Annotated in this window: 12 protein-coding genes and 1 riboswitch; of the genes, 5 read left to right on the forward strand and 7 right to left on the reverse strand. The window is 67.2% G+C overall.

From position 1 onward, the window contains the following. Nucleotides 1-75: 75 nt before the first annotated feature. The 3 genes from ATC04_RS15180 to ATC04_RS15190 form a co-directional block, all read right to left on the reverse strand. Complete coding sequence (locus ATC04_RS15180) at nt 76-1,740, reverse strand: thiamine pyrophosphate-binding protein (RefSeq protein WP_047118305.1); 1,665 nt, start codon at nt 1,738-1,740, stop codon at nt 76-78. After that, the gene (gene speB / locus ATC04_RS15185) at nt 1,737-2,726 is read right to left on the reverse strand and encodes an agmatinase (RefSeq protein ID WP_047118304.1); all 990 of its coding nucleotides are present in this window, start codon (nt 2,724-2,726) and stop codon (nt 1,737-1,739) included. Before speB ends, ATC04_RS15180 begins: the two co-directional genes overlap by 4 nt. Nucleotides 2,727-2,942: 216 nt before the next feature. Next, nucleotides 2,943-4,298 carry an aminotransferase class III-fold pyridoxal phosphate-dependent enzyme gene (locus ATC04_RS15190; RefSeq protein ID WP_047118303.1) on the reverse strand — a complete coding sequence of 452 codons (1,356 nt, stop codon included), beginning with the start codon at nt 4,296-4,298 and terminating at the stop codon, nt 2,943-2,945. Between the two features lie 81 nt (nt 4,299-4,379). Here ATC04_RS15190 and ATC04_RS15195 point away from each other — a divergent pair, with 81 nt between their 5' ends. Continuing rightward, nucleotides 4,380-5,888: a PucR family transcriptional regulator gene (locus ATC04_RS15195; RefSeq protein ID WP_047118302.1), complete on the forward strand. Its 1,509-nt coding sequence runs from the start codon at nt 4,380-4,382 to the stop codon at nt 5,886-5,888. A gap of 66 nt (nt 5,889-5,954) precedes the next feature. Here the strand turns inward: ATC04_RS15195 and ATC04_RS15200 are convergent, their stop codons facing one another. The 3 genes from ATC04_RS15200 to ATC04_RS15210 form a co-directional block, all read right to left on the reverse strand. Further along, entirely contained in the window at nt 5,955-7,484 is a 1,530-nt protein-coding gene (locus ATC04_RS15200; RefSeq protein ID WP_082123786.1) for an amino acid permease, read from the reverse strand. Nucleotides 7,485-7,618: 134 nt separating this feature from the next. Next, complete coding sequence (locus ATC04_RS15205) at nt 7,619-8,044, reverse strand: hypothetical protein (protein WP_047118301.1); 426 nt, start codon at nt 8,042-8,044, stop codon at nt 7,619-7,621. 148 nt (nt 8,045-8,192) lie between these two features. Next, nucleotides 8,193-8,756: a helix-turn-helix domain-containing protein gene (locus ATC04_RS15210; RefSeq protein ID WP_047118300.1), complete on the reverse strand. Its 564-nt coding sequence runs from the start codon at nt 8,754-8,756 to the stop codon at nt 8,193-8,195. A 201-nt stretch (nt 8,757-8,957) separates the two neighbouring features. Between ATC04_RS15210 and ATC04_RS15215 the strand changes: the two genes are divergently transcribed. The 3 genes from ATC04_RS15215 to ATC04_RS15225 all read left to right on the forward strand — a co-directional run bounded on the left by ATC04_RS15215 (nt 8,958) and on the right by ATC04_RS15225 (nt 11,186). Continuing rightward, the gene (locus ATC04_RS15215) at nt 8,958-9,557 is read left to right on the forward strand and encodes a DinB family protein (protein ID WP_047118581.1); all 600 of its coding nucleotides are present in this window, start codon (nt 8,958-8,960) and stop codon (nt 9,555-9,557) included. Nucleotides 9,558-9,631: 74 nt separating this feature from the next. Then, a riboswitch (SAM riboswitch) is annotated at nt 9,632-9,745 on the forward strand. A 15-nt stretch (nt 9,746-9,760) separates the two neighbouring features. Continuing rightward, the gene (locus ATC04_RS15220; protein WP_047118299.1) at nt 9,761-10,027 is read left to right on the forward strand and encodes a hypothetical protein; all 267 of its coding nucleotides are present in this window, start codon (nt 9,761-9,763) and stop codon (nt 10,025-10,027) included. Nucleotides 10,028-10,082: 55 nt separating this feature from the next. After that, a complete protein-coding gene (locus ATC04_RS15225; protein ID WP_047118298.1) occupies nt 10,083-11,186 on the forward strand; it encodes a VIT1/CCC1 transporter family protein in 1,104 nt (367 codons plus the stop codon). A gap of 69 nt (nt 11,187-11,255) precedes the next feature. Here ATC04_RS15225 and ATC04_RS15230 read toward each other — a convergent pair whose 3' ends face one another. Then, complete coding sequence (locus ATC04_RS15230; RefSeq protein WP_047118297.1) at nt 11,256-12,434, reverse strand: LOG family protein; 1,179 nt, start codon at nt 12,432-12,434, stop codon at nt 11,256-11,258. Between the two features lie 87 nt (nt 12,435-12,521). Between ATC04_RS15230 and ATC04_RS15235 the strand changes: the two genes are divergently transcribed. Further along, nucleotides 12,522-15,872 carry a DEAD/DEAH box helicase gene (locus ATC04_RS15235; protein WP_052772243.1) on the forward strand — a complete coding sequence of 1,117 codons (3,351 nt, stop codon included), beginning with the start codon at nt 12,522-12,524 and terminating at the stop codon, nt 15,870-15,872. Nucleotides 15,873-15,920: the final 48 nt, after the last annotated feature.

Raw genomic sequence — 15,920 nt, forward strand, 5'->3', positions numbered from 1 at the left:
GGAACACCAATTACAGTGCAGAATGCGGCCAGGGGCGGCGCCCGTACGGGTGCCGCCCCCAGCCGCGTTTCGGCGCTAGAGGTGGGTCGGCGCGAACATCTTCAGCAGCGTCTTGACCACCACGACGTTCGGGCCCTGCGCCGCGAAGGATTCTCGCAGCGCCTGCCCGACATCCTGCGGCTGCACCTCGCGGGCCGGGACGCCGAAGGACTTCGCCAGCGCGACGAAGTCGGGGCGGGCCAGTTCCGTGGCGGTGGCCTTGCCGAAAGCCCCTTCCATGTATTCGCGCAGGATGCCGTAGCCGCCGTCGTCCACGATCAGCCAGGTCACCGGCGCCTCATGCTGCTTGGCGGTGGCCAGCTCCGCGATGGAGTACATGGCCGAGCCGTCGCCGCTGACCGCCAGCACCCGCTCGCCCAGGCCGATCGCCCCGCCGATGCCCGCCGGGAAGCCGAAGCCCAGGCCGCCGGCGCCCTGCGCTGAATGGAACTGCCCCTGCCGCGAATCCCAGCAGCTCCAGCCCCAGTAGGCGGAAATCGTCATGTCCCAGAAGGTCTGCATATCCGCCGGAACCGCCTCGCGGATGTCCGCCATGAAACGGCGCTCCAGGCCCAGGTCCTGGGCATCCAGCCGGGCTTCGACCTTGGCCAGGGTGTCGGCCACGACCTCTTGCGGGCTGCGCCCGCGCCACTCGGCGCGGGCGGCGAAGCCTTCCCGGCGCAGCTGCGCGTTCAGGAAGTCCAGCGCCGCCCCGGCGTCCGCGCGGATGCCCAGGGCCGGGGTGTTCGACTCCAGCACCCGCGGTTCCGCGTCGATCTGGATCAGCCGGCCGCGCGGGGCCAGGGTGAAGTAGTTGCTTGACACCTCGCCCAGCGAGGAGCCGATGACCACCAGCACGTCCGCGTCCTCCAGGACCTCGGAGACGTAGCGGTCCTCCACCCAGGACTGCAGCGAAAGCTCGTGCTCCCAGGGGAAGGCGCCGTTGCCGCCGGGGGTGCACAGCACCGGAGCCTGCAGCGTCTGGGCCGCTTCGAGCAGCTGGGCCCGGGCCTTGGCGCGGCGCACGCCGCCGCCTGCAACGATCACCGGGCGCTTGGCCTCGGACAGCCAGCGCACCGCCTCCTCGATGAGTTCCACGCGCGGCGGATGCTCGTAGGCCTCGGCCAGGGCGTCGCGCACCGGAGGCACCATGACCGGGGCCAGCAATACGTCCTGCGGCACCTCCACCCAGACCGGGCCCATGGGCACCGTGATAGCCCTGGCCCAGGCGTCCTGGATGGCCGAGGGGATGCCGGAGGCGTGGTGCACCGTCTGCTGGAACTTGGTGACGTTCGCGGCCGAGGCCTTCTGGTCGTCGAGCTGGTGCAGCATGCCCTTGCGGCGCGCGCCCAGTCCGTCCAGCGGGATCTGGCTGGCGATCACGACCATCGGCACGCCGGTGGCATAGGCCTCCTGCAACCCGGCCAGCGAGGTCAGCGCGCCGGGACCGGTGGACAGGAACAGCACCCCGACCTCATCGGTGGCCCGCGAATAGCCGTCGGCCGCGAAGGCGGAGTTGTTCTCCACGCGCGAGGAGACGAAGTGCAGCTCAGAGCGCGAGAGCGCGTCGAAAAGCCCCAGCGCGTGCTGCCCGGGGATACCGAACACGGTTTTCGCGCCCAGCGCGGTGAGCGTCTCGATGACCAGGTCGCCGCCGTTGCGCTGCGCGGTGCCCTGTACGGTGTCCTGTACGGCGGTCATCGGGCGTTCACCCCGCCACGGCTGCGGAAGTCGCTGATCAGGGAGATCAAGTCGTAGGTGACATGGCTGGCGGCCACGCCGGTCATCTCGGCATGGTCGTAGGCCGGGCAGACCTCCACGATGTCCGCGCCGACGATGTTCAGCCCGCGCAGCCCGCGCAGGATCTCCAGCAGCTCGCGGCTGGTGATGCCGCCGGCTTCCGGGGTGCCGGTGCCCGGGGCGTGGGCAGGATCCAGCACATCGATGTCCACCGAGATGTACAGCGGGCGGTTGCCGATGCGGACCCGCAGCTTGTCAACGATCTCGCGCACGCCCTGGTAGTAGACATCCGAGCTGGTCACGATGCCGAAGCCGAAGCGCTTGTCGTCCTCCAGGTCCTTCTTGCCGTAGAGCGGGCCGCGGGTGCCGACGTGGCAGATGGCCTCGGTGTCCAGGATGCCTTCCTCCACCGCGCGGCGGAACGGGGTGCCGTGGGTGTATTCGGCGCCGAAGTAGGTGTCCCAGGTGTCAAGGTGCGCGTCGAAGTGCAGCATCGCCACCGGGGCGCCGGCGCGCTGGGCGGCCGCGCGCAGCAGCGGCAGCGCGATGGTGTGGTCGCCGCCCAGGGTCACCAGGGTGGAGCCGTCGGCGGTCAGTTCCAGCGCCTCGTGCTCGATGGTCTCGATGGCCTCGTGGATGTTGAACGGGTTCACCGCCATGTCCCCCGCGTCGGCGACCTGGCTCTGCGCGAACGGCGAGGTGTCGGTGGCCGGGTTGTAGGGGCGGATCAGGCGCGAGGATTCGCGCACGTGGTTGGCGCCGAAGCGGGCCCCTGGACGATAGGAGACCCCGGTGTCGAAGGGGATGCCGACGATCTTGATGTCGGCCTGCTGCACCTGGTCCAGGCGGGGCAGGCGGGCGTAGGTGCCGGCACCCGCATAACGCGGAATCTGGGCCGCGTTGATGGGACCCAGGTTGCCGTTCTCTTCAATCCTGATTTCCTTCATGGGAGCATCCTTCCGACAACCCGGACCAGTCCGCAACTAGTTGTCTAATATGAAACTTCAGTTTCCTATTATGCTATTTTGCGATCTGCGCCACGTCAAGGCGCTGGCCGCCGCGAAACTCCGGAGTCCCCGAAACTTCCCGGCGCAACAAAAGGGACCGGCTCCGCCGTCCCGGTCAGGGGCGGCGGAGCCGGTCCGCAGGCCAGCGGCGGGCGGTTAGCCGGCCAGCTCGACGATGTTCTGCGCAAGCACCTCAAGTCCGTCGCGCAGCAGCGCTTCGCCGATGACCAGCGGAGGCAGCAGGCGCAGCACGTTGCCGTGGGTGCCGCAGGTCAGGGTCAGCACACCCTGGGCGTGGCAGGCCTTGGAAACGGCGGCGGCGAGCTCCGGACGCGGGGCCAAGGTGCCGCGGTCGGCGAACTCGACCGCCAGCATGGCGCCTCGGCCGCGGACCTGGGCCACCACAGCGGTGGATTCAAGCAGCGGCTCCAGCACTTCGCGGGCCACGCGCTCGATCAGTTGGGCGTTTTCCAGCAGGCCGCCGTCCTCGAACTGCTCGAAGACCGCCAGCGCGGCTTCGCAGGCCAGCGGGTTGCCGGCGTAGGTGCCGCCCAGGCCGCCGGCGTGCGGGGCGTTGAGCAGCTCGGTGCGCCCGGTGACCGCGGACAGCGGGACGCCGTTGGCCAGCGCCTTGGCGGTGAGGATCAGGTCGCCGGCCACACCTTCGTGCTCGGAGGCGAACAGCGTGCCGGTGCGGCCCATGCCAGCCTGGATCTCGTCGATGACCAGCACGATGCCGTACTTGTCGGCCAGCTGGCGCAGGCCCGGGATGAAGCCGGCCATCGGGACGATGAAGCCGCCCTCGCCCTGGATCGGCTCGATCACCATGGCGGCGAAGCTGCCCGGGTCGTTCTCGATGAGCGTTGCCTCCACGGAGGCCAGCGCCGCCTCGACGCCGCCCTCGACAGCGGGGCGCAGCGGGTTGGCCGACGCGGCGCGGATGACATGCTCCGGCATCGGGCCGAAGTTCAGCTTGTACGGGTTGACCTTGGCGGTCATGCCCATGGTCAGCAGCGAGCGGCCATGGTAGGCCTCGTCGAAGACCAGGACGTTGGCGCGGCCGGTGGCGGCGCGGGCGATCTTGACAGCGTTTTCCACGGCTTCGGCGCCGGTGGAGAACAGTGCGGTGCGCTTGTCGAAGTCGCCCGGGGTGTTGCGGTTCAGCCAGTCGCAGACCTGGGTGAAGGACTCGTATTCGGTGACCATGAAGCAGGTGTGGGTGAAGGCTTCCAGCTGCTTGGCCACGCGCTGCGCCACCCGCCGGTTGGAGGCGCCCAGCGAGGTCACGGCGATGCCTGAGGCGAAGTCAATCAGGCGGTTGCCGTCGACGTCCTCGATGATGCCGCCGTCGGCGCGGGAGACGAAGACCGGCAGGGTGATGCCCAGGCCGCTGCTGACCTGCTGCACACGTTCCTCGTGTAGCTGGGTGGAGCGCGGTCCCGGAATGGCGGTGGCCAGGTAGCGGGTCTGGGTCAGCGTTTCGGCGTCGCGCGCCGCAAGAGTTTCGGTCATGCATCCAACGATAGAAATCCATGTGACACGCGTCATTAGCTTTTATGTCCAACGAGCGGTAAATGATTGGATAATTTACCCATGATCACCTTGCTGCAGTTGGGGTCAGAGCTCGGAAACGAGTTTTTCCCCGCCGATTCGACCACCTTCAGCGCCGCCCCGGTCACCGGCGTGCACATTTCCGAGCTGGAGGATCCCACCACCTATCTGGAGGGCGGCGAACTGCTGCTGACCACCGGCATGCCCTTCGGCCATTCGGCCACCGCCTCGCTGGCCTACATGCAGCGGCTGAAGGACAAGGACGTCAAGGCGTTGGGCCTGGGTCTCGGCCCGTGGCTGGACACGGTTCCGCAGCACGTGATCGACGCCTGCCGGCAGACCGGAGTGGAACTGGGCATCGTTCCGGACGGCGCGCCCTTCCAGAGCGTTTCGCGTGCCTATTGGCGGCTCTCGGCCAGGGACGACACGGTGAACCTGATGAGCTCCTTGGGTACCCAGACCGCGCTGGCGCGGGCCGCGATCCGTTCCGATGCCATCAACGCGGTGGTGCGCGGGCTGGCGCAGGCGCTGGGCGGCTGGGCCGCGTTCCTCCCTGACGACCCGCAGCCGGCCACCGTTTACCCCGCTTCCGCGCAGGGCTTCGTGCCCCTGCTGCGTCAGGAGTCGCAGCGTTTCCCGCGCACCGGCATGCCCTCGGCGTCCACCTTCGGCATCAACGGCCAGGCCGTGGTGCTGTATCCGATCCTGGCCGGGACCAGGATCCACGGCTTCCTGGGGGTGGGCTCGGGACGCACGCTGACCAAGGCCGACCGGCAGATCATCATGACCGTGTGCATGCTGCTCTCGCTGCGCGCCCGCCAGCGTGAGCTGATGGTCAGCACGAATGCGGCCCTGGGCGGAGCCACCGCCAAGCTGCTGCTGCACGGGCAGCCTGAATCCGCCCGGCTGGTTGCCCAGGAGGCTGGCATGGACGAGTTGCCCTCCCGGGTCAGGGTCCTGGCGCTGTCCGTGGGCGACGAGGCCGAGGCCCGCTCCGCAATCCAGTCCCTCGGCGCGCTGCCGGCGAGCGCCGCGCTGCCTCCGGTGGCGGATGCCGCGGCACGCTGCCAGTTGCGCTTCACGGATGATGCGGTGCTCTACCTGCTGCTGGACGAAGCCCAGCTGGGCAAGGCCCCTGCCGCCCCGGCGCAGGAACCGGACGCCGGGGCCAGGGAGAGCGCACGGAGCCTGCGTGCGGTGCTCTCCGCCCCGCTCACGCTGGCCGAGCTGCCGGCGAATCTTCCGGCGCTGCGCCAGGCGCTGTCCGGCGCCCCGGCCGGGGAGCTGAGCGACGCCGGGGCGGACTTAGACGCCAGCGCGCAGACGTGGGTGGAGGCGCTGGCCGCCTACACCCGTGCCGACCTGCTGTCGGCCGTCACCCAGTACCTGCGCCACCGCGGGCATTGGGAGGACGCCTCGCGCGCGCTGGGCATCCACCGCAATTCGCTGCGCCACCGCATCACCGTGGCCGGGGACCTGCTGGGCATCGATCTGGATGACCCGGATATCTCGGCGTCGCTCTGGCTGGCGCTGCGCCGCAACCAAGGCTGAGCCGGACCGGCAAGCCCTGCGGCGCGGCAAAGCCCCGACCTTCCGGTCGGGGCTTTCCTGTCGGTTTTAGCGTTTCGCGTCGGTTGCCTGCCGGCGTCGCCCCCTGCGGGAGGTGGCGGCCGCGCCGTCGGGTCCGATCGCGCCCAGCTTGGACTGCTGGCGGATGCTCAGCAGGTGCAGCAGTTCTTCTTCGGCATTCTCGCCGGGCTGGACGCCGCGCGGGACCCGGAACAGGAAGAACGTTCCCAACACCCACCATGCGGCGAACAGGGCCCACGGCTGCCAGGTGATGGCCGCCGGCATGCCCGGCAGGTACAGGGAGATCAGGCCGGCGCAGAAGAGCACCGACATCACGCCGATCACCTGGCCGAAGTTGCCCTTGCCGCCGATGCGCAGCGGGCGGTCCATCTGCGGTTCGCGGCGGCGCAGGATCAGGAAGGCCACGCCCACCAGCAGGTAGGCCACGACGATGGACGGCGAACCGGAATCGACCAGCCAGCCGAGCATCGCGGTGCCGAAGAACGGAGCCAGCACGGACAGACCGCCGATGAACAGCAGCGCGTGGTGCGGGGTGCGGTACTTCGGGTGCAGCACGGCGAACCAGCGCGGCAGCATGCCGGAGGTGGCCATGGCGTACATCAGGCGCGAGGCGCCCATGAGCAGCGAGTTCCACGAGGTCAGGATGCCCGCGATGCCGCCGGCAATCAGGATCTTGGCCATGATCTCGGAGTTGAACAGCGCGCCCATGGCGTCCGCGGTGGCCATCTCGGAACCGGCGATCGCCGCCGGGCCCAGGCCCGAGGAGGTGGCCAGCACCACCATCACGTACCAGGCGGTGGCGATCAGCACGGAGATCACCACGTACTTGCCGATCTTGCGCGGCGGGATGTCGCATTCCTCGGCGGACTGCGGGATGACGTCGAAGCCGACGAACATGAACGGAACTACGATCATGACCCCGAAGAACCCGGCCAGTCCGTTGTCGAAGAACGGTTCCATATTGGCCGATTCGCCGCTGGCGAAGGAGCCGGTGAGCAGCATCGCGCCGATGATGAACAGGAAGAGTACCACGAAGGTCTGCACCAGGCCGGCGGTCTTGATGCCGCGGATATTGATCCAGGTGATCACCACGGCGCCCAGCACACCCACGAGGGCCCAGGTCAGGTAGACCTCGGAGCCGGCGATGTCCCAGAGCTTGATCTGCGAGAGGTTGGGGAAGATGTACTGCACCGACTTGGGCAGCGCGACCGCTTCGAAGGCGACGATGGTGATGTAGCCGCCGACGATGGCCCAGGACCCGGCGAAGGACCAGCGGGCACCCATGGCGCGCAGCAGGTAGTTGTGCTCTCCGCCGGCCTTGGGCATGGCCGCGACGAGCTCGGCGTAGGTCAGGCCGACGACCGCCATGATGCCGCCGCCGACCAGCATGGCCAGCGAAGCGCCGATCGGGCCGGCGGTGGTGATCCAGTCACCGGTGAGCACCACCCAGCCGAAGCCGATCATGGCTCCGACGCCGATGGCCAGTGCGTCCCACTTGCCGAGAACCTTTTTGAGTCCTGGCTCAGCGCCCTGCTGGTTCGCCGCTGCTTGCGTCATGGCAACCCCTTTCAAAATAATGATGTGGATCACATTACGAAAGAGGCGGGGAGAAATCCTTGGACGAATAAACCAAAGGGAAAGTCAAAAGTTCCAAAGAACGCGGCGCGGGATGGCGTCCTTCCGGCCGATGATCAGGCTTTTTTCGCCGAGGTGGCACCCTTGACCATCGCGCGGTCGACTTCATGGATTCCCAGGCAGAATCCAACCGAAAGGATGATCGACTTGATGGTGAGCTCGCTGATGTCGTCGGGAACATAGACCAGCTGCACCGGTCCGGCTAGGACGATCAGGACCAGAGCCCAAATGTTGTAGGCCCAGGACGTCCGGGCCTCCATCATTTCCGGATGCCGCGCCCGGCGGCGGATCGTGCGCACACCCAGCATGATGATGACGACCGCGAGAATGGCGGCGCCAAGGAAAAAGAAGTTGCGCTGGGTCCGCAGCCACGCAAGGGTCGATCCGACCAGGATGCCGACCAGGGCCGAAGCCCACCAGCTGATGGAGCGCAATTCGTGCGGTTTGGACTCCGCGCTTCCGGTGGATTTACCAGTCGCCATTGCACTCCTTCCTGTCTTCACTAGCCTGCATGCGTCGGCGGGCACTATTCCAAGAATACGCGGTGCAGTGGCCAGCCGTGAACGCGGCGCCTCTTCGCGGCAGGCTCTGTCCGGGGAGTCACACCACACCGGGAGCCACTGCACAGACTCAGAGAATCAGGGTCCAGAGCACCACGGCAGGTTCATCGCCGGGGTTTTCCCAGCTGTGCGGTTCCCGCCCCGGAAAGGTCATGGTGTCCCCCGCAGCGAGCTCGACCACCCGTTCGGGCAGCACCAGCGTGAACACCCCGGAGGCCACGTGCAGCACTTCGAGCTCGCAATCCACCGAATACAGTTCGCTCTCCCCCTTGCCCCGGGGTTCCACTTCGGCGCGAATGACCTGGACGCGCTTTTCGCCGCGCGGGGTGACCAGCTTCTCGGTGATGCCCGAGCCTCCCAGCGAGATGCGCGGCGCATCCCCCAGTCGCACCAAAGTCGTGTCCGGTACTTCGAACAGGGTCCCGACCTCGATCCCCAGCACCTCGCAGAGCTTGAGCAGCGTGGAGACCGACGGACTGGTCAAGTCGCGTTCGACGCGGGAAAGAAACCCCTTGGTCAACCCGGAAAGCTCGGCGACCTGGTCGATCGTCATGTGCTGCTGCTGGCGGACGCCGCGCAGCCGTGCTCCGATGTTGATTGACGAGCCTGAGGGTTCGACGGGCAGAGCTTTCATCCGTGGGGCACCTGGACCTGTTCACTCGAAGGATAGGCAGCGACCGCGGGAGTGTACTTCTGCCGGCCGCTCTGCGTCCCCAGTTTACCAATACGCAACTTCCGGCCAACCGGAGCGGAAGAATATGACACCTTGGCTTCGGTGGCTTCCCATTTCCTGAAGCGGGTTCCCCGAACCGTGGCCTGCACCTACACTCGGTCCATGGACGACACCCCGAACAGCACCGCGGCCAGGCTGCGCGAATACCTGAACGACGCGCGGCAGGCAGTCATCTTCAAAAGCCGGCAGCTCGGCGAGGAGCTGGCCCGCCAACCCATGACCCCCACCGGCACGCACGTGCTGGGCGTCGTGCACCACCTGGCGATCACCGAGTACGGCTACTTCGGTGCGTGCCTCAATCGGCCGGTCAACGACTCCTACGTCCAGCAGCTGCTGGACATCGACGACCCGCAGGCGGATTTCATTCCGCCAGCCGATGCCAGCGCGCAGCAGGTCATCGAGCTCTACCAGCGGGCCATCGCCTTCGCCGAGGCCGGGTTCGACCAGCTGGAGCTCGCCTCCCCGGCCGAAGTCCCCTGGTGGGTCCGCCACCGGCACACCACCCTGGAACATCTCATGGTGCACATGATCGCAGAGACCTCGCGCCATGCAGGCCATCTGGACATCGTCCGCGAGCTCCTGGACGGCCAGGTCGGGCTGCGCGCGGAAGCGCCGAACCTGCCGGACTACACACCCCGGCAATGGCAGGACCAGCGCGACCGGCTGCAGCAGACCGCGCAGTCCAGGCGCGGCTCCGACTAGCGCTTCGCGCGGAGTTCATATTACGGAATGAAACTTCACGACTTAATATTGCGGCGGTAGCATCGACACTGTTGCTTCACGAGACGCGGCGCCAAGCTCCGACTGGCCGCGCACCAACCCCAGGTTCATGGGTGGTTCGGATGAAGAAGCGGTCCGGGCATCGACCGATGCGCGGGCAAGAGCTCAGCGAGAGTTGTCGTGTCATGGCATTTTCCGTCCTCCCCATCATCGATCTGCAGACCGGACAGGTGCAGTTCACCGTGCAGGACCGCTGGTACACCCGCTACGTTTCAGACCCGGCGCACCTTGAGCGGCTGATCACCCGTTCCTCCCGGCGCCCGGTCTTCGATCCCGCGGCCGGCGAGCTGGTGGTGTTCGTGGCGTCCGCCGGGCAGCCCGATGGGCGCAGCCTTGCTTTTAGGCTTGCCAAATTCCCCGGCACCATCTCGCTGGCTAAACTGAGAGGCTGAACAGAATCCCGGGTTTCGTTGAGAAATCCCAAGCCGTAGGAGAGTCATCCTCGTGATGTCACACAGCCCCACGACTGAGCCCACCCCCGCCCAGATCCGCCGCTGGCGCAAGTACGTTGCGGACGAGGTCGCCGAAGGCGCCATCTACCGCGCGCTGGCCCAGAAGAAGACCGGACAGGAAAAGCAGATCCTGCTGGGACTGGCCGCGGCGGAAGAACGCCATGAGGAATACTGGCGCACCAAGCTCGGGGCGCATGCCCGCCCGGTGCGTCCCTCGCTGCGTCGCAGCTTCCTGCGTTTCCTCGCCCTGAGCTTCGGCTCGGTGTTCGTGCTCGCGCTGGCGCAGCGGGCCGAAAGCAGCACCCCCTACGCGACCGATGCCGACGCGTCGCCGCAGATGGCCGCCGACGAGCAGGTCCACGAGGAAGTCGTCCGCGCCCTGGCCACCGCGGGCCGCGCGCAGCTGTCGGGCAACTTCCGCGCCGCGGTCTTCGGCGCCAACGACGGCCTGGTCTCCAACCTGGCCCTGGTCATGGGCATCGGAGCGACCGGTGTTTCCTCCGGACTGGTGCTGTTCTCCGGCATCGCCGGCCTGCTGGCCGGCGCGCTGTCCATGGCCGCCGGCGAATACGTCTCCGTGCGTTCGCAGCGCGAGCTGCTCACGGCTTCGCGTCCCACTCAGGTGACGCTCACCGCCGCCCCTGACCTGGATTTGGACGCCAACGAACTGGTGCTCATCTACAAGGCCCGCGGCATGACCGACGAGGATGCCGAGCACCGCGCTGCAGAACGCATGGGCCTGTTCACCTGCGACTGCAACCCGTCCTTCTCGCTGAACCCGGAAGCCCGGGCCGAAGAGCTGGCGAACGAGCACGAGGAACTGGGCTCGGCCACCGGCGCCGCGGCGACCTCCTTCTGCCTGTTCGCCTCCGGAGCGGTCATCCCGATCCTTCCCTACATCTTCGGCATGTCAGGCCTGGCTGCGATCATCACCTCGGTGCTGCTGGTCGGCGCCGCGCTGATGATCACCGGCGGCATTGTAGGGCTGCTGTCCGGGGCCTCGCCGATGAAGCGCGGCCTGCGCCAGCTGGCCATCGGCTGGGGCGCCGCCGCAGTCACCTACTGCCTCGGCTTGCTGTTCGGCACCAACGTGGCCTGAGCCCCGCCGGCTCGATGAGCCATTCCCACGGCCGCCGCCTGCTTCACCAGGCGGCGGCCGTTGCCGTTCTCAGAATCTGGTGCGCCGGCGCAGCGACTGCATGCCGCCGATGAATTCCACCGCTTCGGCCACCGAATCGACCAGAGCGATCTTGTCCTCCATGATCTGCTCGGCGGCCAGCGCCTTGAGCAGCTGCCAAGCCGGCAGTGTGCGGGTCCAATGCTCGCGGCCGACCAACACCAGCGGCACCACCCTGGCCCCGGTGGCGTAATAGTTCTCGCAGGCGTCCTGGAAGATTTCCTGCACCGTGCCGGCGGAACCGGGCAGCACCACGATCCCGCCGTTGGATTGCTCCAGCAGCAGCGCCTCGCGGGTCGCGTTGGCGAAGAACTTGGCGATGTGCGTGGCGAACAGGTTCGGCGGTTCGTGCCCGAAGAACCAGGTCGGAACCCCCAGCGAGGTGCGTTCCGAGGGAAAGCGGGCCTTCACGGCGAGCGCGGTGCGCGCCCAGCCGGTGCGCCGGTGGATCGCGTCCGGTTCCGCCGCCAGCATCTGCAGGGCCGTGGAGATCTCCTCCCGCCCGCGGTCGGCCAGCCAGGCACCGGCGTTCGCCGCTTCCATGGCTCCCGGTCCCCCGCCGGTGGCCACGGCGTATCCGGCGCGGGTCAGCCGCGCCCCGAGGTCCAGCGCCTGCGCGTACTGCTCGGTGCCTCGGCTCAGGGCGTGCCCGCCCATGACTCCGATGATCGGGGTGTCCTTGAAGGCGCCGTCGTAGACCTCGGAGATCAGCGCCTGCCCCACGTGGTGGTCGTGCAGCGTCGATGCCATCGCCTGGTCGTCGCTCAGCAGCTGGCGCGGACCGTGCTGCTGCGAGTAGGTGTAGATCCGCGCGTCCGGCACATGCTCATAGGTCTGCGTGCTGATTCCCTCGTACAGTTCCTCGGGGGTGTACAGCCCGCGGTCGCTGGTGCGGAAGGGCAGCTGCTCCCCCGAGTCCATGCACAACCCGCCGGTGCTCTGGACCAAGGCGCGGCCGGCTTCACTGAACTGGCAGTCGATGAACAGCGCCTCGGCCAGGTCCAGCGCGGCGAGCACCGTATCGCGCCCGCGCAGATCCACGCGGTGCACCCGCCAGCTGCGGCCGCGGGAGCGCTGGAAACCCAGCGCTTCGGCCGCCAAGCGGTCGAATTCCGCCAGTGAGGTGATGTTGACGGCGCGCGCCGGAAGATACGGCCAGACTTGGGACATGGCTCCACGCTACGTGACAGTTAGGGATTATTCACAGTAGGGGGCTCTCAACTTTCACGACGGGCCAGAACGTGAAACGATTAGCGGATGACTAATGCTGTTCCACCGACCATCGACGCAAGGCACCTGCTGGCGTTCTTGGGCAATGTTCCCTTCTTCCACGGCAAGAAACTCGCCGACGAAGCCAATGCCGTGGTCGATGTTGAATTCGATGAGTCATCGGGGCAGATCGAAGGCACCGTGTTTGCCGGCGGCGAGGACTTTTCGCCCATGGTCCAGCTGCGCCGCGGCGCCGCCGGCTGGGAAATCGACTCCGGCGAATGCAGCTGCGACACCCCCGGCATCTGCCCGCACATCGCGGCCCTGGTGCTGACCTCCAACAAGCTCTCCGGGCTGGCCAAGGTGGCCACCAAGATGGAGGAGAAGGTCGTCACCACCTGGTCCAAGCAGGCAGACACCTGGTACGCCGAACGCGAGCCGCGCCCCAGCGACGGGCTGGTCGGCTCCCCCAACGACCCGGTGGTGCCGATGGCGCTGCAGTTCCTGCTTTTCGATGCCAAGAACACCACCCAGCAGCAGCAATGGATGCCGACCGGCAAGCTGCCGCACGCCACCCACCGCAACCGCCGCTTCCGCCTGGGCGTGCGCCCCATGGTTCGCAACTCCGAGGGCCGTTGGGTGCGCGGCCAGCTGCGCTGGACCACCATCGGCTTCAAGACCTTCGGCTGGAACCTGCTGCGCGCGCAGCACCACTGGTTCTGCAGGTTCGCGGCGATGGCCCGCAGCAACACCCAGACCAACTTCAAGACCGACGAGGACTGGCTGTTCCTGGACGAGTACTCCTCGAACCTGCTCTGGCCGCTGCTCGATGAAGCCCATGAACTGGGCATCGAGCTGATCGGCACCCGCAACGACCTGTCGGTCCTGGTCGGCGGGCAATCCTGGACCGAAATGGTCGCGGACCTCGATGACGAGGACAACCTGCAGGTGCACGGCATCCTGCATGCCGCCGGCCACGACCTGACGCTGGAGGACTACAGCCCCGCCGGCACCATCGGCGACCACGGCTTCTACGTCCAGCTTGAGGACCCTGAGCAGATCCTGATCGCCCCGAGCCTGGACCGCCTCTCCGACAAGCAGCTGAACTGGTACGACTCGCACCAGCGGCTCCAGATTCCGGCGGCCGACCACCAGCTGTTCTTCGATACGGAGTATCCGCGCATGGCCCGCACCTTCGGCGTGCGCAGCATCTCCGAGGCCCTGGTTTTCCCTGAGCTGAAGCCCCCGTTCGTCCGCGCCAAGGTCGACTACAAGGTGGAGCAGACCGAGGAAGGCTCCAAGGAATCGGCCACCCTGGACTTCTCCATCAGCTACCCGGGGGTGGACGACGAGCACAAGCCCCACGACGCGGAGGCGGAGAGTTTCCTGCGCGCAGCGGTCAACGAGGTCTTCGAGCAGGTCATGGGTGTCGGCAACCCCGACTTGTCCCCCAAGTTCTACTCCGGCGAGCAGATGATCGCCTTCGTCTCCGACCTGGTTCCCGCCCTGGGCGCGCTGAAGACCGTCAAGCTGGAGGAAACCGGGCCGCGCCCGGTCTACCGCCAGCTGCGCGAGCTGCCCAAGCTGAAGATCAACGCCGTGGACCACGAACGCAACGACTGGCTGGATCTGGGCCTGCTGATCTCCGTCGGCTCCCATGAGGTGCCCTTCGCGGACATCGTGAAGGCGATGACCAATGGCGCCATGAAGCTGAAGCTGCCGGACAACTCGTGGTTCTCCCTGGACCAGCCGATCTTCGCCAAGCTCAAGGCGCTGGTGGACGAGGCCCAGGCGCTGAACGACAAGCCGAAGGACGCCGACCTGAAGCTCTCGGTCTTCCAGATCTCATTGTTCGAGGAACTGGACGAGCTGGCCGAGGGAATCGACGGAGCCGACCTGTTCATCGGGCGCATGCGTTCGCTGCTGCGCGTCGCCGAAGGCGGCCAGGCCTCCGTGCCGGACACCCTACAGGCCACCCTGCGCCCCTACCAGGTCGACGGCTTCCGCTGGCTGGCTCGCCTCTACCAGGGCGGCTTCGGCGGCATCCTGGCCGATGATATGGGCCTGGGCAAGACCCTGCAGACCATTGCCCTGGTCCTGCACGCCCACCAGCTGTGGGAGGACCCCGAGGCCTGCGCCGAGCTGCCGCCGGCCCAGCGGGTGCGCGCACCGTTTTTGGTGGTCGCCCCGAGCTCCGTGGTCTCTAACTGGGAGATGGAGGTCCGCCGCTTCGCGCCGAGCCTGCGCGTTATCAGCATCGATTCCACGCTGGGCGACGCCCGTCAGCTGCGCGAGCTGGCCGAAGGCTACGACGTGGTGCTCACGACCTACACGCTGCTGCGCCTGAACGACGAGATCTATGAGTCCCAGCGCTTCGCCGGGCTGATCCTGGACGAGGCCCAGTTCGTGAAGAACCGCTCGACCAAGGCCCACCGCACCGCGGTGAACCTGCAGACTAGCTTCAAGCTGGCGGTGACCGGCACCCCGATGGAGAACAACCTCTCCGAGCTCGGCGCGCTGCTGTCGCTGACCTCCCCGTCGCTGTTCATGAACGTCAGCCGCTTCAACCGGCAGTTCGCCCGCCCCATCGAGGTGCTGGGCGACAAGGACACCCTGGCCCTGCTGCAGCGCCGCGTGAAGCCGTTCATGCTGCGCCGCACCAAGGAATCCGTGGTGCTGGACCTGCCGGCCAAGCAGGAGCAGCAGGTGCTGGTGCGCTTGTCCGACGAGCACCAGCACATCTACGACACCCACCTGAACCGCGAACGCCAGAAGATCCTGCACCTGGTCGAGGACCTGGACAAGAACCGCTTCACCATCTTCCAGTCGCTCACGCACCTGCGCATGCTCGCGCTGGAGCCGTCGCTGGTGGACCCGGAGCTGGCCGAGGTGCCCGGATCCAAGCTCGAGGCGCTATTCGACCAGCTCGACGACGTGCTGAACGAGGGCCACCGCGCCCTGGTGTTCAGCCAGTTCACCTCCTACCTGAAGGTGCTGGCCGGGAAGCTGACCGCACGCGGGATCAAGTTCGTCTACCTGGACGGCAGCACCCGCAACCGCGCCGAGGTGATCGAGCAGTTCAAGGAGGGCGAAGCCCCGCTGTTCCTGATTTCGCTGAAGGCCGGCGGTTTCGGGCTGAACCTGACCGAGGCCGACTACTGCTTCCTGCTTGACCCGTGGTGGAACCCCGCCGTGGAGGCCCAGGCGATCGACCGTACCCACCGCATCGGCCAGACGCGCCAGGTGATGGTCTACCGCATGATCTCCAAGGGGACCATCGAGGAGAAGGTCGTGGCCCTGCAGGATTCCAAGCGGAAGCTGATCAACACCGTCATGGACGAGGCCGATGGCTTCTCCAAGGCACTGACCGCGCAGGACATCCGGGGCCTGCTCGAGTAACAGGTTGATTAACTCTTCGTGGTTTAGCAGGCGCTTACCAGCAAGACG

It is taken from the genome of Arthrobacter sp. YC-RL1 (assembly GCF_001454985.1).
In the GTDB taxonomy this organism is placed as follows: Bacteria; Actinomycetota; Actinomycetes; order Actinomycetales; family Micrococcaceae; genus Glutamicibacter; species Glutamicibacter soli.

Coding starts and splice junctions, on each gene's coding strand:
- ATC04_RS15180 (WP_047118305.1), bottom strand. CDS start 1,740: ATGACCGCCGTACAGGACACCGTACAGGGCACCGCGCAGCGCAACGGC.
- speB (WP_047118304.1), bottom strand. CDS start 2,726: ATGAAGGAAATCAGGATTGAAGAGAACGGCAACCTGGGTCCCATCAAC.
- ATC04_RS15190 (WP_047118303.1), bottom strand. CDS start 4,298: ATGACCGAAACTCTTGCGGCGCGCGACGCCGAAACGCTGACCCAGACC.
- ATC04_RS15195 (WP_047118302.1), top strand. CDS start 4,380: ATGATCACCTTGCTGCAGTTGGGGTCAGAGCTCGGAAACGAGTTTTTC.
- ATC04_RS15200 (WP_082123786.1), bottom strand. CDS start 7,484: ATGACGCAAGCAGCGGCGAACCAGCAGGGCGCTGAGCCAGGACTCAAA.
- ATC04_RS15205 (WP_047118301.1), bottom strand. CDS start 8,044: ATGGCGACTGGTAAATCCACCGGAAGCGCGGAGTCCAAACCGCACGAA.
- ATC04_RS15210 (WP_047118300.1), bottom strand. CDS start 8,756: ATGAAAGCTCTGCCCGTCGAACCCTCAGGCTCGTCAATCAACATCGGA.
- ATC04_RS15215 (WP_047118581.1), top strand. CDS start 8,958: ATGGACGACACCCCGAACAGCACCGCGGCCAGGCTGCGCGAATACCTG.
- ATC04_RS15220 (WP_047118299.1), top strand. CDS start 9,761: ATGGCATTTTCCGTCCTCCCCATCATCGATCTGCAGACCGGACAGGTG.
- ATC04_RS15225 (WP_047118298.1), top strand. CDS start 10,083: ATGTCACACAGCCCCACGACTGAGCCCACCCCCGCCCAGATCCGCCGC.
- ATC04_RS15230 (WP_047118297.1), bottom strand. CDS start 12,434: ATGTCCCAAGTCTGGCCGTATCTTCCGGCGCGCGCCGTCAACATCACC.
- ATC04_RS15235 (WP_052772243.1), top strand. CDS start 12,522: ATGACTAATGCTGTTCCACCGACCATCGACGCAAGGCACCTGCTGGCG.